23 protein-coding genes are annotated in these 26,584 nt (G+C 35.6%); 11 read left to right on the top strand and 12 right to left on the bottom strand.

The features are described 5' to 3' along the window. Positions 1-92: 92 nt before the first annotated feature. Together AsAng_RS20665 and AsAng_RS20660 are read right to left on the bottom strand one after the other, a co-directional pair. Positions 93-329, bottom strand: a complete 237-nt coding sequence (locus AsAng_RS20665) for a hypothetical protein (protein WP_264789007.1) — start codon at positions 327-329, stop codon at positions 93-95. A 522-nt stretch (positions 330-851) separates the two neighbouring features. Further along, a complete protein-coding gene (locus tag AsAng_RS20660) occupies positions 852-1,052 on the bottom strand; it encodes a hypothetical protein (protein WP_264789006.1) in 201 nt (66 codons plus the stop codon). Between the two features lie 458 nt (positions 1,053-1,510). On the opposite strand from AsAng_RS20660, the gene AsAng_RS20655 reads away from it, so the two are divergent. Next, complete coding sequence (locus tag AsAng_RS20655; RefSeq protein ID WP_264789005.1) at positions 1,511-2,995, top strand: DUF389 domain-containing protein; 1,485 nt, start codon at positions 1,511-1,513, stop codon at positions 2,993-2,995. 25 nt (positions 2,996-3,020) lie between these two features. Further along, the gene (locus AsAng_RS20650) at positions 3,021-4,178 is read left to right on the top strand and encodes a class I SAM-dependent methyltransferase (RefSeq protein ID WP_264789004.1); all 1,158 of its coding nucleotides are present in this window, start codon (positions 3,021-3,023) and stop codon (positions 4,176-4,178) included. Positions 4,179-4,391: 213 nt separating this feature from the next. Here the strand turns inward: AsAng_RS20650 and AsAng_RS20645 are convergent, their stop codons facing one another. Then, a complete protein-coding gene (locus AsAng_RS20645) occupies positions 4,392-4,934 on the bottom strand; it encodes a hypothetical protein (protein ID WP_264789003.1) in 543 nt (180 codons plus the stop codon). Between the two features lie 627 nt (positions 4,935-5,561). On the opposite strand from AsAng_RS20645, the gene AsAng_RS20640 reads away from it, so the two are divergent. Next, the gene (locus AsAng_RS20640; RefSeq protein ID WP_264789002.1) at positions 5,562-6,155 is read left to right on the top strand and encodes a WG repeat-containing protein; all 594 of its coding nucleotides are present in this window, start codon (positions 5,562-5,564) and stop codon (positions 6,153-6,155) included. Positions 6,156-6,317: 162 nt separating this feature from the next. On the opposite strand, the gene AsAng_RS20635 is transcribed toward AsAng_RS20640, so the two are convergent. The 5 genes from AsAng_RS20635 to AsAng_RS20615 form a co-directional block, all read right to left on the bottom strand. After that, complete coding sequence (locus tag AsAng_RS20635) at positions 6,318-6,989, bottom strand: SdpI family protein (protein ID WP_264789001.1); 672 nt, start codon at positions 6,987-6,989, stop codon at positions 6,318-6,320. A 51-nt stretch (positions 6,990-7,040) separates the two neighbouring features. After that, complete coding sequence (locus tag AsAng_RS20630; RefSeq protein WP_264789000.1) at positions 7,041-7,304, bottom strand: autorepressor SdpR family transcription factor; 264 nt, start codon at positions 7,302-7,304, stop codon at positions 7,041-7,043. A gap of 257 nt (positions 7,305-7,561) precedes the next feature. Continuing rightward, positions 7,562-8,071: a hypothetical protein gene (locus AsAng_RS20625; RefSeq protein ID WP_264788999.1), complete on the bottom strand. Its 510-nt coding sequence runs from the start codon at positions 8,069-8,071 to the stop codon at positions 7,562-7,564. 92 nt (positions 8,072-8,163) lie between these two features. After that, on the bottom strand, positions 8,164-8,301 hold the full coding sequence (locus tag AsAng_RS20620; protein WP_264788998.1) for a hypothetical protein: 138 nt from the start codon (positions 8,299-8,301) through the stop codon (positions 8,164-8,166). Positions 8,302-8,326: 25 nt separating this feature from the next. Beyond that, on the bottom strand, positions 8,327-10,150 hold the full coding sequence (locus AsAng_RS20615; RefSeq protein ID WP_264788997.1) for a DNA polymerase III subunit gamma/tau: 1,824 nt from the start codon (positions 10,148-10,150) through the stop codon (positions 8,327-8,329). 473 nt (positions 10,151-10,623) lie between these two features. On the opposite strand from AsAng_RS20615, the gene AsAng_RS20610 reads away from it, so the two are divergent. Further along, the gene (locus tag AsAng_RS20610) at positions 10,624-11,229 is read left to right on the top strand and encodes a DUF1573 domain-containing protein (RefSeq protein WP_264788996.1); all 606 of its coding nucleotides are present in this window, start codon (positions 10,624-10,626) and stop codon (positions 11,227-11,229) included. Positions 11,230-11,235: 6 nt separating this feature from the next. Continuing rightward, on the top strand, positions 11,236-12,159 hold the full coding sequence (gene queG / locus AsAng_RS20605) for a tRNA epoxyqueuosine(34) reductase QueG (RefSeq protein ID WP_264788995.1): 924 nt from the start codon (positions 11,236-11,238) through the stop codon (positions 12,157-12,159). A 7-nt stretch (positions 12,160-12,166) separates the two neighbouring features. Here the strand turns inward: queG and AsAng_RS20600 are convergent, their stop codons facing one another. After that, positions 12,167-12,625 (bottom strand): hypothetical protein, encoded by a 459-nt coding sequence (locus tag AsAng_RS20600; RefSeq protein WP_264788994.1) that lies wholly within the window; start codon positions 12,623-12,625, stop codon positions 12,167-12,169. A gap of 240 nt (positions 12,626-12,865) precedes the next feature. Here AsAng_RS20600 and AsAng_RS20595 point away from each other — a divergent pair, with 240 nt between their 5' ends. The 3 genes from AsAng_RS20595 to porQ all read left to right on the top strand — a co-directional run bounded on the left by AsAng_RS20595 (position 12,866) and on the right by porQ (position 15,964). Then, entirely contained in the window at positions 12,866-13,615 is a 750-nt protein-coding gene (locus AsAng_RS20595) for a toxin-antitoxin system YwqK family antitoxin (RefSeq protein WP_264788993.1), read from the top strand. Positions 13,616-13,911: 296 nt separating this feature from the next. Beyond that, positions 13,912-14,607: a toxin-antitoxin system YwqK family antitoxin gene (locus AsAng_RS20590; RefSeq protein ID WP_264788992.1), complete on the top strand. Its 696-nt coding sequence runs from the start codon at positions 13,912-13,914 to the stop codon at positions 14,605-14,607. 265 nt (positions 14,608-14,872) lie between these two features. Further along, on the top strand, positions 14,873-15,964 hold the full coding sequence (porQ, locus tag AsAng_RS20585; RefSeq protein ID WP_264788991.1) for a type IX secretion system protein PorQ: 1,092 nt from the start codon (positions 14,873-14,875) through the stop codon (positions 15,962-15,964). Between the two features lie 51 nt (positions 15,965-16,015). Here porQ and AsAng_RS20580 read toward each other — a convergent pair whose 3' ends face one another. After that, the gene (locus AsAng_RS20580; RefSeq protein ID WP_264788990.1) at positions 16,016-17,092 is read right to left on the bottom strand and encodes a DUF4837 family protein; all 1,077 of its coding nucleotides are present in this window, start codon (positions 17,090-17,092) and stop codon (positions 16,016-16,018) included. Positions 17,093-17,642: 550 nt separating this feature from the next. On the opposite strand from AsAng_RS20580, the gene recA reads away from it, so the two are divergent. Next, positions 17,643-18,707: a recombinase RecA gene (recA, locus tag AsAng_RS20575; protein WP_264788989.1), complete on the top strand. Its 1,065-nt coding sequence runs from the start codon at positions 17,643-17,645 to the stop codon at positions 18,705-18,707. Between the two features lie 100 nt (positions 18,708-18,807). Here the strand turns inward: recA and AsAng_RS20570 are convergent, their stop codons facing one another. Then, on the bottom strand, positions 18,808-21,069 hold the full coding sequence (locus AsAng_RS20570) for a tetratricopeptide repeat protein (protein WP_264788988.1): 2,262 nt from the start codon (positions 21,067-21,069) through the stop codon (positions 18,808-18,810). A gap of 270 nt (positions 21,070-21,339) precedes the next feature. Beyond that, positions 21,340-23,616 carry a tetratricopeptide repeat protein gene (locus AsAng_RS20565; protein WP_264788987.1) on the bottom strand — a complete coding sequence of 759 codons (2,277 nt, stop codon included), beginning with the start codon at positions 23,614-23,616 and terminating at the stop codon, positions 21,340-21,342. Between the two features lie 328 nt (positions 23,617-23,944). Here AsAng_RS20565 and rfbA point away from each other — a divergent pair, with 328 nt between their 5' ends. After that, complete coding sequence (gene rfbA / locus AsAng_RS20560; RefSeq protein WP_264788986.1) at positions 23,945-24,814, top strand: glucose-1-phosphate thymidylyltransferase RfbA; 870 nt, start codon at positions 23,945-23,947, stop codon at positions 24,812-24,814. 288 nt (positions 24,815-25,102) lie between these two features. Beyond that, positions 25,103-26,431: a citrate (Si)-synthase gene (locus AsAng_RS20555; RefSeq protein WP_264788985.1), complete on the top strand. Its 1,329-nt coding sequence runs from the start codon at positions 25,103-25,105 to the stop codon at positions 26,429-26,431. Positions 26,432-26,584: the final 153 nt, after the last annotated feature.

Here is a 26,584-nt window from a genome sequence, read left to right as displayed (position 1 = left end):
GCGAATACATAATTATGGTAAAATAATAAGGTGCTATTCGCAATTGTAGATTCATTTTCTAGCCAATTACGAATTCGACCTAAAGGGAAGAATTATTGTTGGCGTAGATGCTCTCGCTGTGTTTGTAATTGCCAAAAACTCAGTGTACCATCTAGGCAATTTTGGTCACTAGATCTAGAGGTACCAATTGGCGCTTGTCCACTGTGTTGGTGTGGTTTGGCAGTGTCATTACCATCGTTCACAATCGTTACAGACGAGTTGTTTTTTTTGATGTCTGGTCGCATTGTGTTGGTAAAAAGAGGCACTCTTGTTCGAATTAAAGTTTTCATAATTTAATGATTCAAGTGTTCTAGATTGTAGAGACCGCTCAAACAAAGCATATAGATTCTATCAATAGATATTGCTTTATTAATGAGACAAGAAAGCAGGTCTTTTCTTTGATCGAAAAGTTCGATGTTCTAAAGTTATTATTGTGCTAACTTATAGTAGGTAAAATAGTTGCTTTCCTGGATTTTTCAATCTATAGGAATTAGTTGTTGATGTTTTGATTTGTATTAAATACAAGTTTCCGTTTAGTGTGTTATAAAATTTAGTTAATAAATATTATGTATAACGAGGGCTAACGCATTTTGAACGATAGAATCGTCGAACTAGGCAATCAATATGAAAGAGTTCTATCCATCCATTCTTTTGTTGAACCGTTATTATAATAATGTCAAAGAATGATAAAGTTACATACTTTGCAACTAACAAAATTAACGTGGCACCAAATGGAATAAAAGTAAACTTAGATTGGTTTGAACGCAGTTTGTTACTTGCACAACACTACGAACAATTTAAGTCGTTTGAGCTTAGGACCGCTCGTAGTGAAGATGTAATTTATAATTATTAAAAGAACTAAAATCTGAACTGTTGGCTAACTTGGCATTTTCATCCTGCCCTAACAGCATCCCTTGACGATTGGCTATCGCTACAGGTGCTTTCCAATCACCAAACTCACTAATGAGCATTGATGTGTTGGTCGGACAAATATGTGAATGAATAAATACCATACTTAACTATTAATTGTTTTAGATTACTTTTTATTACCTATTTTGTAAGATAAAATTATCTTATTATTTAGGTTGGCAATGATTTTTATAAATGTTTCATTGCGCTGTTCGAGGTATATAACTTCATAGGGGAAAGGATAGTTCCTGAGCTTTGGAAAAAAAATGATTTTTTTTTCAGTTTTTTTTGTGTTGTGATTGTATTGTCTTGTAAATAAGTGTTTTGTGGAAAGTGAATGAAAATCATTTTTTTGTAAAAAAAAATAAAAAATGATTTTTTGTACTGTTGTCGCATCCAGGAAATGAAAGTAGGTTGTCCAATGAATATAAATTTTAGGACTTAGAGCGCTATATTGCTTAGTGGAACGAAAAATTGTCAAAGAACCAAAATAGTTTGTATATTGCTTATAGTAAGTACAATCATAATGTGAAATATCTTGATGATATAAGCTCTTAACTATATGGAAGAAAATAGAACACCTGACAAAAATGAACCACTTCAACCAAAAGAGAAAGAAATTGAGCATCAGCATTCAACGGCCGTATATTTAATATCTAGAGCCATTAATGAGCTTAAGGAACTGTTCAATTTACATTTAGATACAGATGAGGCTGGAACAATTGAAAGCATTCATAAGAGTATAGAATTTAAGGGAGGAAATTTATGGGGACTAATTTTTGCTGCTTTTATTGCTGCTATTGGTCTGAATATGAATTCGGGAGCAGTTGTAATTGGAGCCATGTTAATATCTCCATTAATGGGACCAATTGTTGGAATTGGTTATGCTTTGGCAACCAATGATTTTGATACCTTAAAGTATGCGTTTCGAAATTTAGTTATCTTTATTGTTGGTTCGATTTTAGCTTCAATCGTCTATTTTTCGATTTCCCCTATTAAGACACTAACCGATCAATTAGAGGCTCGAACTTATCCGACTTTTTATGATGTAATGATTGCTATTTGTGGTGGTGCGATTGGAATTGTAGCAAGTTCTAGATCAGATCGAGGAAATGCGATTCCTGGTGTGGCAATTGCGACGGCTCTAATGCCTCCTTTGTGTACGGTAGGATATGGAATTGCAACCGCTCAGTGGGCTTATGCAGGGGGCGCTTTTTACTTGTTTTTTATTAATTCTGTATTTATCGCAGGAACATCTTTGGTGTTTGTTCGTGCTTTTCAGTTTCCTAAAAAAGAATTTTTGGACCCTGTTCGGGAACAACGTTATAAATTAATTTTGGTTGCAATTGCTATTTTTACCATTATTCCTAGTCTTTGGACAGGATATAATTTGGTACAAAGAGAGCTGTTTAATAGCAAGGCTGCTTTGTTTGAGGCTAAAGTGGAAGAGTACCACTTAGAAAAAGGAGTTATTATCGATCAGAAGGCTGATTATAGACGGGACACGCCCACTATTACATTAATTACATCAGGAGGGATTCGAGAAAGCGACAAAGACAACTTATTTCATGAAATGACAGAAGTAGGACTGGGGAATGCTAAATTGGAATTTAGAGAAGGTAATTTAGATGTAGAGGTATTGTTGGCTGAAGTGCAAAACTTACAAACCAAGTTTACTACAATTCGAGAAGAATATTCTGGCATGCTTAAAAAGCTCTATGAAGATAATGAAATTGTGCTCAAGAATAAGACAGAACGCATCAAGTTTTTAGAAGCTGAATTGTCAAAATACCAAAGTCATCACAAACAAATTAGCAAGCCTGTTGATGATATTGCATTAGAATTTTCAACGTTGTATCCAGATGCTGTAGAAATTGCCTACAATGAATTGGTAAAGATGAACACGGCAACCAAAACCTTAGATACTTTGCCAACGGTTGTTATTAATTGGAAAGGCAGGAGGATAAGAACGGAACAAAAAAAGAGAATGGAAAGGTTTTTTCAAACACGTATGAAATTGGATACCATTGAGGTTGTCATTTATTAATCACTGATATTACGGAAAAGAAGCATTGGAAGATTTTATAGAAGCAATAGAAGGAAGTGTTGAGCAAAATCAATTTGTAAAAATTACATTGAGCAAGTGCGCTCCAAAATCTTCGGATTTAAAGAATATTTATGTTCGAAGAATTGATCTTAAGGGAGTATTGTATTTATCGTTCACTTATCATTATGCCAACCAAGATGTTGTTAAGAATTATACCTTGAAGGAAGCAATTCATTTGCTAGAGGAACACTTGGGAAAGGATTTTTTGGTAGGAACCTTATTAACAACGGAGCAAGATGTAGTCGTTCAATTTAACAAAAAGCGCAAAGCTCGTATTCAATATCGCAAACCAACCACTCGGCGATTGCCCAATACCAATCACAATAAGCAGAAACAATATTTGATTGAAGAAAATGCTCCCTTTTTGGCTAAATTGGGGGTGGCAGATAGTGGAAAAGTGCTTAAGGCACACCAAGATAAATACCGCCAAATTAATAAATATATAGAGGTCATGGCAGGGCTTTTGGAGCAAGCTTCTTTGCCCAATCCTTTGCAGGTAGTAGATATGGGCTGTGGAAAAGGCTATTTGACCTTTGCGCTCTATGATTATATTCAGGCTCATTTGGAGGAAAATGCTACGATTGTTGGCATTGAATTAAGAGAACATTTGACCCAATTTTGCACCAAACAAGCAGCAGCCTTAGGTTGGAAGGAGCTTCAATTTATAGCACAAGATATTCTGACCTATGACGATGATAAGATTGATGTCTTGATTGCTTTGCATGCTTGTGATATAGCTACAGATATTGCGATTGCTAAAGGAATTCAAGCCAATGCACAACTGATTGTTGTTGCTCCTTGTTGCCACAAACAAATTCGAAAGGCGATGAATTCGTCAATAACGAACCCACTTCAGGCTATTCTTAAGCATGGTATTTTAGAAGAGCGTCAGGCCGAAATTGTTACCGATGGAATTCGAGCCTTGTTATTAGAGGCGCATGGGTATCAAACCAAAGTTTTTGAGTTTATTTCTTCGGAGCATACGGCTAAAAACTTAATGATAACTGCCGTTAAACAAGATAAAATGTCTTCTGCTACTACAGCAGAACGTTTAAAAAGGGTAGCGGAACTCAAAGCTCAATTTGGAATTAAACAGCATTATCTTGAAAAATTACTTCAATAAGTTACGGTTTATAGTATGCATAAGGTTTTCTACGTTACTCGATGTTTTTTAACCGAATGTTAGATCGTTTCACCTTTAGAAATTAGCCTCCAATTACAATTTAATTGGAGGCTAATTTTTAAATGCATATATATATAGTGTACATCAAATTTTAATTTTTACAAAAATATCGAGTAGAGAAAAGATTTTTTCACTCTTATAAGCCATCGATGCCTATTGTAAGCCTGGTGGCAATATTTGTGCTGCATGAATTAATTCCTGCAATTTAAGTACTGCTTCTTTGTGCTGAGGGCAATATTCGTCTAGCAACTCAAGACTAGGCACATTCATACGCTCCAATTGCTCTTGTTCAGACATCGTACTATCAATCTCCAGAACAACTTTTAAATCTTCCTGCATTAGCATTCCTGTAAATTGATCAATAGGAGGTGTTTTTTGGGCAACACAATTAGATACCGTTTTTACAATACTCATAAAACTTACCAATTGAAGTTTGATCTCATACAGCTCAGAAAGTGACAAACTATCTAAATTATAAGTTGCTTCAAGAGAATTGATATAGGAAATTCCATTATTTGTTTTTTTTAAGAATTCTTTGCCATAGGTATCAAGACAAGCACATCTAGCTTTCTCTTGATTACTCAAAAAAGTAACGGTTTCGGGGCGAAGTTGGTCAATTACTCTGTTTTTGCAACTGCTTACTAGTAGAATTGTAAAAAAAATCAAAAAAAATAGAAGAAAATTAAAATTTTGCATAATAGGTAGATTCAGATTACTTCAATTGTGGATTACTATTGTAAAGGTACAAAGAATTCTATAGACAAAATAAACCCAAATTTTTTAATGTAATAGAGGGCTATAATTTGTCTATGTTAACTAAGTTATTGCAAAATTTAATTTTGTTTTAACATTTTTATAGTGCATTTGTAAGAATAATAGTTTACATTTGTACTATTGTTAGATATATAAGTTGTTTTTAATGGCAATTCATATTTCGAAAATGTTTAATATTTAAGGATAAAAACAATAGTTATTTTGACAGAAAACAATAATTACTTTCAAAAAGTGAAAGCCTCCAAATAGAATTTGGTGGATTGTTTTTTTAGAATAGATTCAACTAAAAATCTTAAGAAAAATTCGACTTGAAATTTTTGTAAGACTTCTTTAAAAAAATGTTAGGAAGCAGAAAAAAGATAATTTTCATCGATAAAAATAAGAGACTAGTCGATTCATTTTTAATACAGGAACTTTCTACCCTACAATTGGTATTGTTTTTAATGTCAGATGAATTATTAATATCCAATATGAAACATTGTGACAATTAATAATAAGTAAATAATTTTTTATTAAAAATATAATTTTAACTTTAAACAACATTAAATTATGAAAGGGTCAATCAAAAGCTCAAGAAACTTTATGGTAATCATGGCTTTGGTTCTTTTAGCTATGAACGCACAAGCACAATTTGTTACTGCTGCAACATTTTCTGAAGAAGCATTTATTGCATCTTTACAAAAAGACGCTACTGCAAGCATGGAGCTTACTAGTACTGGTGCTACTGTTATTTCTGCTTATCAAGAGGGAGCAGCAATTATAAAATTGGAAAACAAATACGGGTTGATTAACAAACAAGGATACGAGATTTGCCAACCTATTTATGATGATATACATTTGTACAATGCAGGATATGCTGCTGTAAAGAAAAATGGAAAATGGACTTTTGTCAATAAACAAGGTCAAAAATTAACTCCTTTGCGTTACGATTGGGTAGGCGGTTTTAATAATGGTTTAGCTGCTGTTTCTACTAATGGCAAATGGGGATTGTTGAACGAGCAAGGTTTTGAGGTAGTACCTACTATTTATGATGCCGTAAAAGTAGATCAAGATCACAAAATTTGGGTTCAAAAAAATGATACTTGGAAACCTTTTAATGCTAAGAAGGATATTGATGGGACATTTGCAACTTCTGCTTTGTAAAAAATGGACTAAAGAACGGATTTCACCAACGAATCATACATAACCAATGCAAGACAAGCGACTAGCAAGAACCAGGCTAGTCGCTTTTTCTTTTTTGTAATACTTCGTGACAGCTATATAAAAAAGTTATCGTGCTGATTTAATACGATTAACTGCGCTGATTTAGGTAATCTTCTTAAATAGAATAAAGGAATAAATAGCTGCCGCAAACATGGGGATTGTCATCAGTGCAACTATAATAATAAGTATCCAGTTGCTAGGCAAAATAAGGAGTAAAACTAATCCTATTATCGCACTTCCAATCCATAAACGACCGCCTAACTGATGCGTTTTTTTCCAAACTTCTTCATTTTCAAGTGTCCAAGGTGTTCGGATTCCCATAAAGTGATTTTGGCGAATACTGCCCATATAATTGCCAAAGGACAACATGAAAAACACAAAACAATAGCCCAATAAAGTTTCTATACTGGCTGAACTATTGCCTGAACTAGCCAAGAGGATCGCAAAAACCAAAGCGGATAAAAATAATTGTAAAATCAATCGCAAGCGATAATATTTTTTCCCCATTAATTGAATGTTTTTTTGTTTTGCAGACAATTTGGGTAAGAATAGCAATAGCAAATAGATGGGAGCGTTCATGGCTAGAATAACCCACCAGAGCGAGGATTTATCGCTATAACCGTCTACCTCTCCTTTGATGTTCCAGTGGATCGGAATTTGTTGGGGCAATGACTCCCAAATGGATAAAAGGTAAAAAATAGGCGCAATTGCTATTCCAAAGATTAGAAGCTCTTTAAAAAAAGAAGTTTGTTTGGGTGAATGATTGGATTCCATAATTGATTTTATTTATCGGAGTGGGGGTTATAAAATAGCTAAATTGATGCTTTATATCTTTTCATCTCTAAATTGCATTAACCACTGAATTACCTCTTCAAAAACGCTCATGTTTAGAGAATAGGAAATAAATTGCCCCTGACGTATACTGACGACCAAATCCGCCCGTTTGAGCAAATCTAAGTGGTGTGAAATACTTGGTTTCGAAATGTTAAATTGATCTGCAATTTCTCCTGCAGTCATGTCCTTTTCTTTGAGCAATTCTAGTATTTGTCGCCTAGTTTGATCATTTAATGCTTTGAAAAGATTATTCATAGACGGTTATTCTAATAGCGTTGTGGGGTTAATATTCTGTTGATTATAAAACAAGGTTGTTGGTCTTTTGTATCCTGAATCGCTAAAATACATGATAGGGTGGTAATCATCAATTCTGAATAATTACTTTAGTTCTTGCTTGGTAGTTCGTGGGCTTGGATGTTTGTTTTCTATGCAGTTGATGATATTAAATATATTAGTTAATTAGATAAATGTCTAATTATTAGGCAAAAAAAGCAAATTACGAAATGTTAGAATTAGTAATCAGACCAAATTAATTGCTTAAATGTATTGGAAGGAGTAGTGCTGGTAGTTTTTTGTAGAATTATTTCAAAGCCAAGCATCTCTTCTTCGATAAGATCTTGTTCTATATCAAATAATTGTCGAACCGTAACATTATAAATACCATTTTCCAAAGAGACATAAAGATCTTCAAGATGGCTTTCTGGCAATTGCTCATCCTCAAATTGAGCCGCTAGCGTAATCGATTCATAGTTAATTAGGTATAGTCTGCTGTTTGAAACCTTTATTTGAGCTTGAAAAGATTTGCTTTCTTGATTGGAGATGGGGTGATTGCAAATTCGGATCGTCCAAAAATTAGGGACTTCAGTTCCCCAAAAGAGTAAATGCCCTTTTTTTGATTCGGTAAGAATCCGTTGCTTTAGTTGGTCAAATTCCCAATTTTCCCCTATAAAAGAAGCATAGAGATCTGTATTGATAAGCCCTAAAAAGCTAGCATCATCCGATATCTCAAATAGTTGGTTCATCGATCAATAAAAGTAGTTTTAATAGTAATACTTTGTTGATTATTATGGTTTTGTAGTTTTGGGTGCTAAAAAGGGGCATAGTGCTGATCAATCTAGCTTTGTTTATTGGCTTGATCGTGAATTTTACCAATAATATCATAAACTTCATTAAATGGTAATTGACCTAATGCTTTTAATATGATATTAACTTCCTCAAAACTAAGATCAAGTTGTATATTTTTATCCTTCATGGTTCATCATAAGTTCGTAAAATAGTTAATTATTCTTTGGGGGTAATAATTGGAAACGTTTTTGAAATTCTTTAAGCACAGGGTTCAGTTTTAAAAAATGGACGTATTTTTCACGGTCAGTTTGTGGGATCATTTTTTGAGGTTTAGGCGTTTCTATTTTAGTTTGATCAATTTCGACTTCAAAACTAAGTTCTTTCTTCTGAAAAGTATTAATCAGTAGTTGTCGAACCGCTCGATCCCTAAAGATAGCATCTTTGGCTCTGTTCCCTGCCGTTACTATTTTGAGGGTTCCCTTTTCTTCATCCAAAATGGATAATTGAGCCGTTTTGAATAGAATTTGAGTAGATTGAGACTCGATAGCCGACCAATATTGTTTCCAGATAATTTCTAGGTTATCTAGCGTAAAGGGCATTGCTTCTTCAGCAGGTTGTTCTTGTTCCTCTTTTACCTGGTCTGTTATTTTAGATAAGAAACCATTGCCTGCTTTTTTGGCTAATTTTTCAGCAAAATTACTAGATACTTTAACCGTTTCAGGCATTGAAACAGGCTTGTTGTCAGATTTTAACTCTGCTTTAGGAGCTGAATCAATAGAACTAGTGGTCGTTGTTTTGGTGGTTTCTTTCTGAGGCTCAATGACGTTTTTTTCTACTGGTGGAGGCGAATAATTAGGTGCTGTATCTTGAAGGGTATTGGGAATATTATCGTCTACCGTTTTTTTTTCTAAGGGTGCAGCAACGGTTACCTGGGGGCGCATGGCACGTTGGATGTAAGCCATTTTTATCAAGGCCATTTCAACGTGCAAACGGCTATTTCTAGCCATTTTATAATTGACATCGCAGTCATTGGCGATGCTCAGTGCTGATAAAACCAAAGCCATTGGAACCAAGGCGGCTTGCTGTTGATAGCGATCTTTGATATTACCACTAACTTCTAATAGCTCTAAGGTTTTTGCGTCCTTACAAACCAATAAATTTCGCAGATGTTCGGCTAAACCATTAACAAAAATATCGCCATCAAACCCCTTTCTAGAAATTTGGTCAAACAACAAAAGTAGCTGACTGGCATTTTCAGTTAAGATGGCTTCGACTACTTTAAAATAATAATCATAATCTAGGATGTTAAGGTTTTCAATAACATCTTTATAAGCAATGGAGTTTCCAGAAAAGCTAACAATTCTATCAAAAATAGAAAGTGCATCTCGAAGTGCCCCATCTGCTTTTTGAGCAATAACATTTAGTGCCTCTTCTTCTGCTTCGATTGCTTCTTCTTGGCAAATACGCTGCAAATGCGCAGCCATATCTGCGACTTGAATCCTATTAAAATCAAATATTTGGCAGCGAGACAAAATCGTAGGAATTATCTTATGTTTCTCCGTGGTTGCTAAGATAAAAATAGCATAAGCAGGAGGCTCCTCTAGCGTTTTTAAAAAAGCATTAAAGGCCTGCTGAGAAAGCATGTGTACCTCATCTATAATATAGATTTTGTATTGTCCACTTTGTGGGGCAAAACGCACTTGTTCAATTAATGCTCGTATATGCTCAACGCTGTTGTTGGATGCAGCATCCAGCTCAGAAATATTTAAAGAAGCATTGTTGTTAAACGATTGGCAAGACTCACAGGTATCACAAGGTTCCATTGCTTCCGTTGGCGCTTGGCAATTGAGCACTTTCGCTAAAATACGGGCACAAGTTGTTTTTCCGACCCCTCTAGGGCCACAAAATAAAAACGCCTGCGCTAAATGATTGCTCTGAATAGCATTCTTTAGGGTTTGAGATACATGCTGTTGGCCAACAACATCATCAAAGCGAATAGGTCTATATTTTCTTGCTGATACTACGAAATTGCTCATGCTACAAATATACTAATCTGATTGATGAGTTCCAAGTTTTAGATCGAATAGACCATTCTCTAAATTTATTTTGAAGGGTGTAATGCCTATGGTTAGTATCTTCTAATCTTATAAATTTATTCTAAAACAATATTTTTAAGAATAAGATGGGGATTGAATCACAATTCTCTGGTTTCATTATTTTTTGTCCTGTACTCAGATTTTTTTACAAAAAAACAAAAAAATCAACAACTGTAGAGCCCAAGTATAACCAACTATTAAGTAACTTTGTCTACTTGCATGCTAAGGAATAATGAGATTGGTGGATAAAATTAGCATGTTATTTAATTTAATACTTCGTGGACTTTTTGCTTTTTTTATAAAAAACACAAAAAAGCATCTTGCATTGGGTTGATTATTAGTGTCTTAATGTTTTGGATGTTTGAGGTTTATCTTATTGGCAATCAACTGCGCAGCACTCATGTAATAATTTAATGCGATTTCTCTACGAAGTAATGTTAATTGAGCATACTTCTAAAACAATACTTCAAATGGCACAGATTTCTTCTTTTTTTTGGTTGGGTTCCTTGTTTCTATTAATTGTATCTTGTAACGATGCGCCTCCAAAAACAGAGACAACCAATAATCTCACGCACCAAGATACCCCTGTCGTACCGAAGGTGGAACAACCGTCAACGGATACTATTGCAATCGATACTGTTGTTATGGATAGTATGCCAATAGATACCATCAAAAAAGTTCAAAAAATAGAGCGTCCGACTCGCAAACCACCTAAAATAAAGTTTGAAACAATTTCGTACACTTACGACACCATTCAACAAGGAGCGATCGTAGAGTATAGTTTCAAATTTAAAAATGAGGGCGAACGTCCTTTGTCTATCAAAGATGTAAAAGGTTCTTGTGGTTGTACAATTGGGAGTTATCCATTTCTTGATATTGCGCCTAATGAAGAAAGTGTGATAAAAGCAAGATTTGATAGCAAAGGAAAGAAAGGACCTCAGTTTACGACCATTACGGTGTATAGCAATGCCAATGCCAAGGGGGATGTTTTATCGCTAAAAGGAGTAGTGAAGGAATAGAATCGTATGGAGGGAGCAAACAAACGGCTTATTCGAGAAAAGGCTTATGAATTAGGGTTTTCTTTTATGGGAGTTTCGGCAGCAAGAGAACTGACGGATGAAGCCCGTAAATTGGAACAATGGCTGAATCAAGGAATGCACGGGCAAATGCATTATATGGGCAATCATTTTGATAAACGGATTGATCCCCGAAAATTGGTAGATGGAGCCAAAACAGTTGTCACTTTATTATACAATTATCATTCTACTCAAACACAAGAAGATCCAACGGCTCCCAAGATTTCTCAATATGCTTACGGGAAAGATTACCATACAATCATCAAGCAAAAATTGTATTCGCTATTGGAATACATTCAAGAAGAAATTGGAGCCGTTAGTGGGCGTTGTTTTGTTGATTCTGCTCCTGTTTTGGAACGAGACTGGGCAAAACATAGTGGGGTTGGTTGGATCGGTAAAAATACCTTGCTCATTACCAAAGGCGAGGGGTCTTATTTTTTCTTGGCAGAGTTGATTATTGATTTAGAATTAGAGGACGATGGTCCTATTAAGGATTATTGTGGGCGCTGTACACGTTGTATAGATGCTTGCCCAACAGAGGCAATTCACCCCGAAGGTTATTGGGTAGATGGAAGCAAATGTATTTCTTATTTTACAATAGAATTAAAAGATGAATTGCCCCAAGAAATGCAAGGAAAGTTTGACAATTGGATGTTTGGTTGTGATGTTTGCCAACAAGTCTGCCCTTGGAATCGTTTTGCTAAACAGCATCAAGAGCCTGCTTTTGATCCCCATCCTGATTTGCTGACAATGACCAATAAAGATTGGGAAGAAATTACAGAGGAGGTCTTTAGAAAGGTGTTTAAGAAGTCTGCTGTGAAGCGAACAAAATACGCTGGTCTAACGAGAAATATTGCTTTTCTAAAAAAATAATCGTGCCCTATTTTTTTGCTTTTTCTCTTATTAAGGGCAGTAAACAAGCAATCAACTCTTGTTCTGAAACGGTTGTTTTTTCGGAATAAATGAGGATGTCTACAAATGAACTATTGTCTCGAAATTCAATCCGCACATCTGGGAAGGACAACTTATCTTTTACCAAGATGCTTAAATCTGGGAAATTATCACAGTTGTCCACTTTGACAAGCCGTTCTGCATCCGTAGGACGTTTGGTAATGATATAATTAGCTTGTTGTTTGTAAGGGGTGATCCCTACTGTAAAATCTTCAAACGGAATATCTCGTCCTAACACCACTTGTAGGTCAGGAAAGGTAACCTCATCGGCTATTTTGATGGTGAGTGGTGCATCACTAATATCGTCGTCTATGTATACAAACTCTTGTGCTTGGATGCTTGGTGATATCCCCAAAAACAGAAATAATAAGGCAATAAATAGTCTCATTGTGAGTGGTTTAGTATATCGTATTAAAAAATTGTTCTAGTTATATAACATTACTCGGCTAGAGCAGCGTAGCATTAAAATAAGTAACTACACAGAATTACTTAAACTTTTATGCTTCAAATATCTATCCAAATAAAGCATCCTTTGTGTTTTTAGAAAGTTAAGCTATTTTTGTAACTAAGCATAAATTAATGATTATATAAGAAATATTATTAGAACAATAAAAGGTGGAATTAAATTATGAAAGCAATAAAAATAATAGCGATCAGTAGCCTATTCCTATTGGGGGTGGTGGCTTGTACTTCAACTGCTGACGATCAAAGTGATAATACCACAACTGTAGATCAAAATACAGCAGCTCCTGTTGTTGCCATTGAATTAGAGGATACAGAACAATACAGTGCTGATAGCATGGTGAAAATTCAACATCAAATTGATAAAGCAACTGGTTATAAACATGGTATTTATAAAGAATATGATGTTCCAACGGGGGCATTAATGACAGAGAGAACTTACGTTCAAAATAAAATAGAAGGGCTTGAAAAAATTTATTTTGCTAACGGTCAAGTTGATGGCGAATTTACCTACAAAGATGGGGTACACGATGGCGTATTTAAATATTATTATGAAGATGGTACGCTAAAGCAGCAGGGGAGTTACAAAGCGGGGAAAATGGAAGGCGTTCTGAGTTCTTATTATGCCAATGGCACTTTAAAAGAAGAGGTTATGCACGTTGATGGACTTACGCAAGGAGTTTTTAAGGAGTACAACGAAAACGGTAGCCTAAAGGCAGAAGGGGGCTATACGAGCAAAAGTGATCGAGAAAATTTAGAACATGGCCCTCTAAAATTGTACGATGAAAATGGCGAACTTATCCAAAAAATGGTTTGTAAAGATGGTCAATGTTGCACGATTTGGACCTTAGAGGATGGAGCGGTAAAACCCAGCAGCAAACTTTGTGAAGCGATTATTAATGAGCATAAATCTTAATTCATTACTCTGTTAATTAGAATGGAGGAGTATTGAATCTTTGATTGGCAAACTAGAAAGTGCCCTGAACAAATGAGTGTAAATTTAAGTAGTCTTTTGTATGGTGCCTAGGAACAAAGCGTGTTAACAGCTTATTGCTTACTCCAAGAAAAAAAGAGGACTTTTTGTAGCAAAACAGAAATTTTTACTAAGAGTTCGTTAATTTTATGAATCCCTTTAGATTAGCTGTTGGGGAGGAACAATAAATTGGGGGACTCTATTTCAGCAATTAGCCAATTTTAAGACCAATTAATGTTATGCATTTACTCAAAATATTCATAAGTTTTGTTCTATTCTTTTGCCTCTATGCTTGCAAAACTAAAACCGTCATTGTTCGGTATGACAAACGTGTGGTAGAACGTTATCAGGTACTCGCTAAAACCAATACTCGTCATGGTTATTATAAAGTGTATCACGATAATGGTAATTTAGCCTTAGAACATACCTATGAGAAAGGGAAGTTGCAAGGGGAAGAAAAAATTTATCACGAAGATGGTTCTTTGTCTGGGGTTTTGAATCTGGAAAAAGGAAAATATCAAGGTCCTTTTATTTATTATCATCCAGAAGGAACCATCAAACAAAAAGGTTATTATAAAGATGATGTGCTGATGGGAAAACTGTATTCTTATTATAATACAGGGCAGCTCAAAGAGTGTGTAACCATCAAAAGGAACATGGAAGATGGTCCTTTTCAGGAATATTCGCCTGAAGGTGTTTTGATACGAGAAGGAAACTATGTTTCTATTTTGGGAGATGAAGAAGGTCTAGAACATGGTTTATTATATGAGTATGATGCCGAAACAAGAAAGCTAATGACCAAGAAACGCTGTGATGAAGGGTTTTGTTGCATTATTTGGCAACGAGGAAAGGGCTATTTAAGACCAATGACAAGTGTTTGTGATGAAATTATGAAGGAATCCAAGGAAAAAGAAGAAAGATTGGGCAGCGATTAGGTAAATGATGCGTTATTTCTATAAGTAAATAAAGGAAGCTCTATCTATTATTCTTATCACTAAATTTCTCATTATATCGTCTAATATTTCTACATTATCAAGAAATCGTAATAAGTAACCCATCACCATCAATGAATCGTGTTAAACTATCTTGAGAGTGTAATTATTTTTATATTTTTGGTTACTGTTGGATAAATTACGTTTTGTTCATCACATTAATTTGTTCTAAAAGCAGCAAATTATTCCTATAAAACAACTCTTGTTTATGAAATATTGGCTTATTGTATTCCTTCTTTTTATTAGTTTGGGAACCTATGCACAAATAGGGGGAAATAGCACCTATGAATTTTTGAGAATACCCAATTCTGCTCGTATTACTGCCCTAGGGGGGAGTTTAATTACTGTCCGAGATGCTGACCTCAATTTGGCCTATCACAACCCAGCAGCTTTAAATCCTTCTATGCATCGTCGAATTGCATTTAATCAAAGTGCATATATGGGAGGAGTGACGCACGGATATTTGGCGTATGGTCATTATATTGACCAAGGCAAAGTACCAGTAATGGTGCATGCAGGCTTGCAGTATATTAGTTATGGAAAATTTCAAAATAGAGACGTAACAGGAACATATACAGGCGAAACAAGTGCTGCGGAATACGCTATCAATATAGGAGCAGGTTATCAAATTAGCAAATTTTTGTCGGTAGGAGCCAATGCCAAAACGATTCTTTCTTATTTAGGAAGTTACAATTCTACAGGGATGGCTTTTGATGCTGCTGCTATGTTTTCAGATACGGCTAAAAAGATCAGTTTGACCGTAGCCTTTAAAAATATGGGGACGCAGTTTTCTACTTATGCTCGTAATGGAAATATGGAACCGCTGCCTTTTGATTTGCAAATTGGGTTTGCTCACCGTCTAAAATACATCCCTTTGCGTTTTTCTGTTATTATGCACAATATACAACAATGGGGGATTGTTTATGACGACCCTAGCCAACAAGATAATCAAGTGCTATTGACTGGCAATGAAGATCAGCAAACGGATAATTCAGCCATAAAAGTAGTAGACGATATTTTTAGACATTTTATCTTTAATATGGAGTTGCTATTTGGCAAAAAAGGCAAACCAGAAGTTTTTCGAGTAGCAGTAGGTTATAATCACATGCGTAGAGGAGAATTGCTTTCGGCAAATTTAAGTGATATAGCGGGCTTTTCTTTTGGTTGTGGGCTTCGCATCAAACAATTTCAGCTTGATTATGGATTTGGAGGCTATCATTTTGCAGGATCTGCACATCATTTTAGTCTTGCTGTCAATTTAGATGCCATCTTAAAAGGTGCTTGGAAAAAGAAAAAATAAAGCAAGAACTGCTTGATTGGTGCAATGGTCAATCAAGCAGTTCTATAATAATTAAGAAGATAAGGTAGAAAAAATCATGTCCAACTTGCGCATCTCAGGGCGCTTTTTTTGTCCAGGAGCATGAACAAACCCATCCAGTAAGATGACCCTATTATTGGGAACATCCTTTATCATATAAGTAACAAAAGATCCCCCCATCTGGTCAACTTCCATTTTCCAAAGCCCTCTGGCTTGTAGAGTAGGCTTGTTGTCAAAATTCATTTCTTGATAATAGATGGGCAATGAAATATCGTCCATTGTCATGTAAGATCCTTTTATGCGGGTGGAAAAATAAACCTTGGTCAATTTATTTCGAAAGTGTTTGTGATGCTTAGGACTAGGTAGAGTAGAATCTGCTAAGGGCAAACTATAAATGAATATACTGCTACTGGTTTTGTTGGTTTCTCTTCTTAACCATATAGAAGCACTATCCAGATTGGCAACGACATATTCTTTGGGAATTTTCAGATTAAGATTGAAGTTTTTTTGAATCTCCCTGCTTGCGGCTATGTTTTGTCCAGGAGCATAAATTTGCTGAATAAACAATTTGGTATCCGCCTTATTGAATTGATTCATTACCTTTTGATAATCTTTCACTATTGTTTTTAGCAATTCATTTCTAGTTGGTCCAAACCAATAGATTACCGTTTGTCCCTGTGCCCAACGATCTTTGTGGATTGCTATGCGGTAGGTGCTTTGTTCTTTTGCTCGTTGAACGTTTTCCTTTCCTATAGCTTTCCGTATTTCGGCACTAGCTGGATCATTCATATCGTCTAATGCTCCTATAATAAGAATGGCACGATGAGTTTTGAGTATTTTCCCTTCTTTGAATTGAGTAGGTGTTTTATAGCGCAAATCATAAATCGGCTCGGGTTGTGGTGTAACAGGGTATAAGGCTTCAAAATAATTTCGAAAGGTATCACCTATTGTTGTGGTCCAAGTGTATTCGTCTGCAACAACCATAATGTTGTCAACTTTTCCATAGGCAGTTGGCGTAACGGCAAATCGAGTACGTTGTTTTTCGGTACAGCTAAAAAGTACGCTAATGATGATGATTGTGGTGATAAGGTAGCTTAGAAAATGCTGCATTAGATTAAATGGTTTGAATAATTGTCATCGAAATAGTCTGTTTATCTATCTAGATGCAGATAATAATATAATAGTTGTTCGATTGTTTATTTTTATAAGCAAACAAATTAGGCTGCTCATCGTTATACTTGTTTTAAAACTAATAAAAACATACTTGTATAAACGAAGATGAGGTTGCCTAAGTAATGTTGGATGCTTGTTTAATAGGACAAAATTAAGGATAATATAACTAGCAAGGCAAGATTCATACTATAAATTTTGGACTTGTAATGTTATGAGTTAATGATTGTAAAAAAGGTGGATAATAAATATTGTATCTTGAATGGTAGAAAAGTACGAAAATAAACCAACTCTAACAGAAACAAAAAGGTTTATTTGCTTGCTTTGAAACAGTTTGTTGAAACATTTTTTTGCAAAAAGTGTAATTTTTTTGCCTAATAAACTTGCAAAGTGTAAAATATTCACTTATATTTGTATCACACTTGACAATAAATAAAATTAAAACAAAATGTTGTAGAACATTTTTTTTGAAAATCAAACTAGAAACATAATGGCCAAAAAAAGCACTTCTGGAGACGACAATAAGTTAAAAGCATTACAAACAACCTTAGATCGTCTTAAAAAAACATATGGAAAAGGCGCTGTAATGCGCTTAGGGGATCAGCAAGTTGAAAAAATTGATACCATTTCTACAGGATCTGTTGCCTTAGATGTAGCCTTAGGTACTAGTGGTTTTCCAAAAGGTCGTGTAATTGAAATTTATGGTCCTGAATCTTCTGGTAAAACGACTATTGCATTGCACGCAATAGCGGAATGCCAAAGAGGTGGAGGAATTGCTGCTTTTGTTGATGCAGAGCACGCTTTTGATCGTTTTTATGCAGAGGGACTAGGGATTGATGTTGACGAGTTGATTTTTGCACAACCTGATTATGGTGAACAAGCATTGGAAATTGCAGAGAGTCTTATTCGTTCAGGTGCTATTGATATTTTGGTGGTTGACTCTGTTGCAGCGTTGGTGCCACGAAGTGAAATCGAAGGCGAAATGGGGGATTCTAAAATGGGATTACAAGCTCGTTTAATGTCTCAAGCAATGCGTAAATTGACGTCGGCTATTAGCAAAACAAATTGCTGTTGTATCTTTATCAATCAATTGCGTGAAAAAATTGGGGTTATGTTTGGCAACCCTGAAACAACAACAGGTGGTAATGCATTGAAATTTTATGCTTCTCAACGTTTGGACATTCGCCGTTCAGGGGGAGCAATTAAGGATAGAGAAGGCAAAGTTGTTGGTAATCACGTTAAGGTTAAAGTGGTCAAAAATAAATTGGCTCCACCATTCCAAATTGCAGAATTTGATATTATGTATGGTGAAGGAATTTCTAAAAGTGGTGAAATTGTTGACTTGGGAACAGAGTTTGGCATTTTGTCTAAGAGTGGTGCTTGGTATGGATATGGAGATGGGAAAATTGCGCAAGGGCGTGAGGCTGCTAAACAGTTTATGCTGGACAACCCTGAGGTAGCAGAAGAAATTGAAGCAAAAATTCGTGCCGAACTAATGGGGACAGAATTGGAAGAAGAGGAAAAAACAAAAAAAGCAGAAGGCGTTGATGCCTAATCTAATCCTAATCATGGATTAGTGTACTATAAAAAACAACAATAGATTAGTTAAAATGAGGGGGATCAAATTTTTGATCCCCCTTCGTTTTTTTAGTGCCCTAAAAACCTTCGTAAACATCCTTGGGAATGCGCCCATCAGGTTTGGTATCCGTTTCTAAACCTTCTTCTTCATCCCAACCCCGAAAGCCTTCTCCAATACGCTCTCCATTGACGTATTTTATAACAAAAGCATACTCAAATCGAGAATTGTTTAAAACATAAGATAGTGCATTTAAGGCATCGGATTTTCGTTTGAATCCATCTATATTTTCATTATTTATCTTTTTATTAATGACCAAAATACGTTTGATTCCACCAGCAATTTCTTCTGTTGATAAACGGCCCACTTCTTTTAAATCTTCATATTTATCCGCTCTAAATTTTCGAACGGCAGAAACCTGAATCTTATAAACAACATTAGGAGCGGCAAGAGGGCTAGGTGGATAAGGTCCTGGAACCGAAGAAGGCTCTTTTTGGTTTTGTTGTGTTGGAATTATTGGCTCATGGTAGGGTTGGGGGTTGCCATACTGATCATAGTATAACTTGCGATGATCTCCTAGACCAGCAATCGCATCAAACTCGTAAAAAATTTTGAGGGTATCTCCTTCGTATTCTATTCCCAAATTGGGGTCGATAGGATCAACAGGCAATTGATAAGCATTATCATTGGATTGATGGCGTGGATGCATAATGTAATGCCGAATAGCTTGTGGGTCTGTTTTGGGAGGGATAACAATGTCTGTTCGGGCAATTAACTCTATATCATAGTTTGTATTTTGAGACTTACTTCCCGTTGTAAAAGGAAAACTAGTAACGTGAAAATTTTCTTTTTCTACTGCAATAATATAAGAAGTATTGGGAGACAAGCCCTCAAATTGATATTCCCCAAGGGCTAACATACGTTCATCTATTAATTCCTCATCCCCAATAGTTGTTTTTTTAAATAACTTAATATTCAAATCTTTTAGCAGTCCTTTTTCAGGATAATCAGAGTCCGTTATTGCGCCAGAAACATTAATTTCAATGTTCTCAATGCCAAAATAGAAAATATCGTCATCTGTTGTCGTTTTGCGTTCGGGTAGAAAAGGGCGATTGGAAACCAAATAGCCTCCGCCATGCGCTTCACTAATGGTATAGTATAGATCATCCGCAGAGGAGTTAATCGGAAAGCCCAAGTTTTGAGCAACTTCCCATTGTAATTTTTGTCCTTTAGATTTAAAAATATCTAAGCCTCCAGCACTGACACGACCATTCGAACTAAAATATAGTGTTCCAGTCGCTTTATGATAGAATGGGCTAATCTCGTCTCCAATACTATTGATGTTTCGACCAAGATTTTTGGGCAAGGTAAAACTTTTATTATCTCCTGTAATGGGGCGTGTAGAATACCATAAATCTAGCCCTCCTTTTCCTCCAGGTCGATTAGAGGCAAAATATAGAATTTCGTGATCGCCAGAATTGACAACAATAGGATGTGTGGTATTGGCATTTTCAGGATTGATGTAATCGGGAAGGATAACAGGGGTAGACCATTGTCCATCGCCCAAATCTTCCATCAAGTAAATAGCACATTGAGGCTTGCCATCTTTGATGTCACATTGAGTGAAATAAAATCGGTGCCCGTCTTGTGTAAAAGAACCATTTCCAAAGTGAGCACGTTCCATTTTTCCTAAAAAAATAGAAGGTATTTGGGGGCGAACCCACCCATCGGCTTGTTTTACTGTTCTGTGGATTTTGGCAACGCCCTTAATGGTGGATGAAAAATACAATACATCATTGGTAAAAGGAATTGGAGCAAATTCTGTTTTGGAACTATTAATCTTAGCGTCTAGGTGTTCAATTTTGACAGTTGGGTTGGTATATTGTTGTGCCTTTAAGGCATAATTACAGCCTTTTAATTCATTTTCAACAAACTCTTGATAAAGCGCTTTGTCAACCCCTTGATAATCCAATAAAAAATGATTAAAAGCTTCCTTAGCCTCGTTTACGGCTCCTTTTTGCTTAAGAGCCAAAGCATATTTATAACCTGGCTTATTGTATTTAGGATTGTTATTTTCATCTTTAACGACTTCTAAGGACTTCACGGCATTTTCATAATCTCTTAATTCTAAAAAGCATTGCCCTGCCTTAAAGCTATATTCCAATTTTTCAGGCTTTTCTTGATAAACACTACGATAATAAATAGCAGCTTGATGTAAATCACCGCTTTTTTCAAAATTTGCAGCTATTTTTGCTCGTTTCCGCCAAGGGGTTTGACCTTGCGTCTCTATCGTTATAAAAGAGGACAGAAAAATAAAAAGCGTAAAATATGGTATTTTCATTCTGTAAATTCTTTGTTAGAAAAGGTGCTTAGCTGTCTTAATCTTTGTTATTCCTTCAAAGTGTCAAAAAATACATTCACAATATGCCCTAAACTTCAAAGTTTCAGATTCTAGGATTGTTCCGAATTATAATCAATTACGGTTATGCCTAAAATCTGAAACCTTAGTAATGATTATAGTTGAGGTCTAGATTGCTTCAAATAAAAGTACTCTACTATTGTTTTTCAAAAGAATAGTATCCACTGTTAAAAATAAAATTGCAGTAGCGGACTAAAAACCTTCATAATCTTCATTCACATTGTTTTCTGTACTTTCTGAATCTGAAGAACTATTTTCCTCTTCATCCCAACCTCTAAATCCTTCTCCAACTCGTTCGCCATTAACTACTTTGATGACAAATGCATTTTCAAATCGAGTATTGTTAATGACATACGAAAGTGTATTTAAGGCATCTCCTTTAGATTTGAATCCTTCTAGACCATCGTCGGTTAATTCTTCGGGAACGACCATCACTCGTCTAATTCCATCATCAATGTCCTCAAAAGCCAATTTACCCACTTCTCCTAACGCATCATATTTGTAACTCTTAAAGCGTCGAACAGCAGAAACTTGAATTTTGTAAACAGTACCTTCTGGTGCTAGTTCATCGTCTGGATAAATCTTTTCGATGGGAGTATCAACAATAGGTTCTTCTACAACATCGTCAAAAACATCTCCCATATAAGGTAGTAATTCACCATCAGGACCATCGTAATAAACTTTACTTTCATTGGATAAGTTGGCAACATCATTTTTGATCTCATTATAAACCTCTAAATAAGGACCAACATATTCTTCACCTGTAAGAGGGTCAAAGGGTTCTTCTGGAAAACTATATGGATTATCTCTAGAATCATATTCAGGTGGAACAATTTGAGCTTTTACGGCATCCCAATCCACTTCTTCTGGATCGTCTGGTACTGTTGGGATGGGGTCTTCTTTTGGAATTTCAAGCGCTACATCTTTAACAACATCTTCAGAGTATTCAAAATTACTTGTATTGACATCAAAGCTCGCTAAGTTGTAATCTTCCTTGTATATTTCTATGGTATATTGTTTTTTTGGACCTAATTTAAAACGATATTCGGCAATGGATAACATACGTTCCTCAACCAACTCATCTTCATTAAATAGCTTGATGTTCACATCTGTTAAGGGACCATTGTCAGGGTAATTGGCATCTGTAATCGCCCCACTAATTGTTACAATAATTTTGTTTTCTCCAAAGTAAAAAATGTCATCGTCTGTTGTTGCCGTTTTTTTAGGAGCTAAGAGGCGATTAGACACAAAGTATCCACCCCCATGGGCTTCACTAACCGTGTAATAAAGATCGTCCGCAGCAGAGTTAAGGGGAAAGCCTAAATTTTGAGCAATTTCCCATTGCAATTTCTCGCCTTTGGATTTAAAAATATCTAATCCCCCTGCACTGACACGACCATTTGAACTAAAGTAAAGCACTCCCTCTGCTTTATCATAATTAGGGGTAATTTCATCGCCAAATGTATTGATGTTTCTACCTAAATTTTTAGGAAGCGTAAAATTATTGCTAGAACTCCCAACGGTTCTTGTCGTGAACCAAATGTCTAAACCTCCACGTCCTCCTTCTCGATCCGAAACAAAATATAAAATTTCTTTATCATCAGTCGTAACTACACAAGGATGGGTTGTGTTGGCTCCATCTTCATTGATATAGTCTGGCAACATAACTGGATCAGACCATTCCTCTGCGCTAATTTTGCTCATGACATAAATCGCACAATTAGGTTTTCCATTGGGAAGATCACATTGGGTAAAATAAAAACGTTCATTATCTTCTGTAAAGGTACCATTGCCAAAATGTGGTCGTGCCATTTTTCCTTCAAAAATTTTAGGCACTTGAGGGCGAGACCAATTGTCCCCATTTTTTTGAGAACGATAAACCTTTGCCGCACCTGTTGTAGACGAAGAGAAATAAAGAATATTCTCATCAAAAGGAATAGGAGCAAACTCTGTTTTGTTGGTATTTATTTTGGCATCTAACAATTCTATTTTGACTGCATCATTCGTGTGTTTCTTTTTGTTTAGGGCAAAGTCACAACCTTTGATTTCATTTTCACAAGCTTCTTTGAACTCTTTATAGTCATCTTTAGTAGAAGGGTAGCTTTTTATAAATTGATCAAATGCACTTTTGGCTTTTGCGGCCTGACCTGTTTGTTTTAATGCTACAGCGTATTTATAGCCAGGTTTGTCGTAAATATCATTTTGATCCTTAACAGGTTCTAATGTTTTGACAGTGTTGGCATAATCACGTAAGAGATAATAGCAAACACCTGCTTGATAACTATATTCAGGTTTGTCGCTTTTTTCAGCATAGATGCCTTCATAGTATACTGCGGCTTGATAGTAATCGCCAGCCTTCTCAAAATTTTGAGCCATTTTGAGTCGCTTTTTCCATGGCAATGTTTTCTGCGCATTGGCGAATCCTACAAACATAGCAGATAAGAGCAGGGAAATATATAATTTTCTCATTCTGTTGCTTAAGTTTAAAAAAAAATCAACAAGTTGTATGTGTATGAACAAAAGTACAGCTTATTTATTGTATTTGCGAAATGATTGATTTGTTATTATGTCCTTCAGGGACAAAATACTTAAAAATAAAATGATTTGCGATAATATTTTATTGTCTTTGGTTAAGTAGTTTAAAATTTTTTTAAGTTTGTGTGTTAGGTTAAAGCTCTTTAGGGCTGTATTGATAATAAAAGTAAACCACTTGTTTTGATAATCTAACGCACAGTTTGTGCCAAAAACAATTACCCTAATTTTTAGGAATTACGAAAACATATACTAAGCTAAGTTTATGAAAGGAATTATTTTAGCAGGGGGATTAGGAACACGCTTGTATCCTCTTACATTAGCAGTAAGTAAACAACTAATGCCTGTTTATGACAAGCCAATGATTTATTACCCTCTATCCACTTTAATGTCAGCAGGAATTAGAGAAATTTTGATTATCTCTACTCAATATGATTTACCTAATTTCCAAAAACTATTAGGAGATGGGTCGCAGATTGGGTGTCGTATAAGCTATCAAGAACAAATTATTCCAAATGGATTAGCTCAGGCATTTGTATTGGGAGAAGAATTTATTGGTAACGATAGTGTTTCTTTGATTTTGGGGGACAACATTTTTTATGGAAGCAATTTAAATCAATTGTTAGAACAAAGCAATAATCCTGATGGTGGAATTGTGTTTGCTTATCAAGTTGCTGATCCTGAACGTTATGGGGTAGTGGCTTTTGATGAAAATAACATGGCTTATTCTATCGAAGAAAAGCCCAGCAATCCTAAGTCTAATTACGCTATACCTGGGCTTTATTTTTATGACAATTCGGTTATTGAAATCGCTAAAAATCTCAAACCAAGCGCAAGAGGAGAATATGAAATTACCGATGTAAACAAGCATTACCTCAATGAAGGAAAACTCAAAGTAATGCCTTTGGGACGTGGGGTTGCTTGGTTAGATACAGGAACGCACAAATCTTTGATGCAAGCAGGTCAATTTATAGAAGTAATTGAAGAGCGCCAAGGCTTGAAAATTGGATGTATTGAGGAGGTTGCTTATCGACAAGGTTTTATCAATGACGAAAAACTAGAACAAGCTGCGGATAAATACAAAAAAAGTGGCTATGGGCAATATTTGTACAAAGTGTTGGAATGGGGGAGGTAAGGTGACCTTTGGAGGATAAAAAAGTACAAAACTTGGAACTTAAGGCAAATTATGGAGAACCATATTTAACAAATAATTGTTGAATCTAATAGAAAAAATAAACCCTATTTATTGGGCAAATAAATTTTGATAATTGGGTTGGGATTAATCGGTTTTTTTTTCGAAAAAAAAGCCAACACAATTTGTCTATCTTTCTTAGATGGAATTCTAACAAAATTTGTTAAATTTACGACATGACAGTATTTCTCTCTGTGGAGAGTCGATTTATATGCAACAAAAAAAGATTAAATGGATATTTTAAAACAAAAATTTCAAGCGAAGGCATTTGCTCTATTCAAGGCAAATAAAGATATGCTTAAAGAACATGGCGATTTAGCAATCGATAAAGTTTCTATCCGCCAAATGTTTGGTGGAATGCGTGGTATGAAGAGTATGGTATGGGAAACTTCAGAATTGGATGCTTATGAGGGCATTCGCTTTAGAGGTTATTCTATTCGCCAACTACGCAAAGCATTGCCCAAAGCTGAGGGTTGCAAAGAACCACTACCAGAAGGGTTATTTTGGTTGATGTTAGTGGGGGATATTCCGACAGATAGAGAAGTTAAATGGTTGTCAGAAGAATGGAAAAAACGAAGCTCTGTTCCAGATCATACGTTCAAAATGTTGGACTCTTTGCCAGCAACAACGCATCCGATGACACAATTTAGTGCAGCGATTTTGTCTATGCAAACAGAAAGCGTTTTTGCTAAGCGTTATGCAGAAGGAATCAGCAAGCAAGATTATTGGGATGCTTATTATGAAGATACCATGAATTTGGTAGCTTGTTTGCCACGAGTAGCGGCTTATATTTACCGTCGTACGTATTTTAACAATGAGCATATTGCGCCTAATCCTGATTTGGACTGGGGAGCTAACTTTGCGCATATGTTAGGAGTTAGTGATAATCCTGACTTTATGAGTTTGATGCGCTTGTATTTGACCATTCATGCCGATCATGAAGGGGGGAATGCTTCTGCTCACACTACTCATCTTGTTGGTTCTACCTTGAGTGATCCTTATTATTCGTTATCGGGAGGTATGAACGCCTTGGCTGGACCATTGCATGGTTTGGCAAATCAAGAGGTAATCAAATGGATTTTGAACATGGTAGAAGATTTGGGGACAGATACGCCAACTTCAGATCAAATCACAGATTATATCAACAAAACATTGGCCGAAGGAAAAGTAATTCCTGGTTATGGTCACGCTGTATTGCGTCAACCAGATCCTCGTTATATGGCTCAACGTGTTTTTGCAGAGGATTATATCAGTGATGATCCAATTGTTAAAATTGTATGGAAATTGTTTGATATTGTTCCTCCTCTATTGCAAGATTTGGGTAAGGTTAAAAACCCTTGGCCGAATGTAGATGCTCATTCTGGTGCTTTGTTGATGCATTATGGTCTAAAAGACTTTAGTTTCTATACCGTATTATTTGGTGTTTCTCGTGCAATGGGAGTATTGGCATCGGGAGTATGGTCTAGAGCATTGGGAATGCCTTTGGAGCGTCCTAAATCTTTGACATCACTTGCTATTAAGAATTTTATAGAGAAAGAAACTACTGCAACCAAAGAGTAGTACTTTTAAGATACTGACCTGTTTAACTTGTCAATACAGCCATCTATTTGGATTAGATGGCTGTTTTTAGTTTGGGAAAGAGTTGAAATATCCTGTTAAAAACGTTAAAGTTTTCTAAATGGATCATCTATTTCGTACGAAAACAAGTATCTT

It is taken from the genome of Aureispira anguillae (assembly GCF_026000115.1).
Lineage (GTDB): Bacteria > Bacteroidota > Bacteroidia > Chitinophagales > Saprospiraceae > Aureispira > Aureispira anguillae.
The sequence above is the reverse complement of the archived record's forward strand: the minus strand, read 5'-3'. Positions and strand labels throughout refer to the sequence as shown.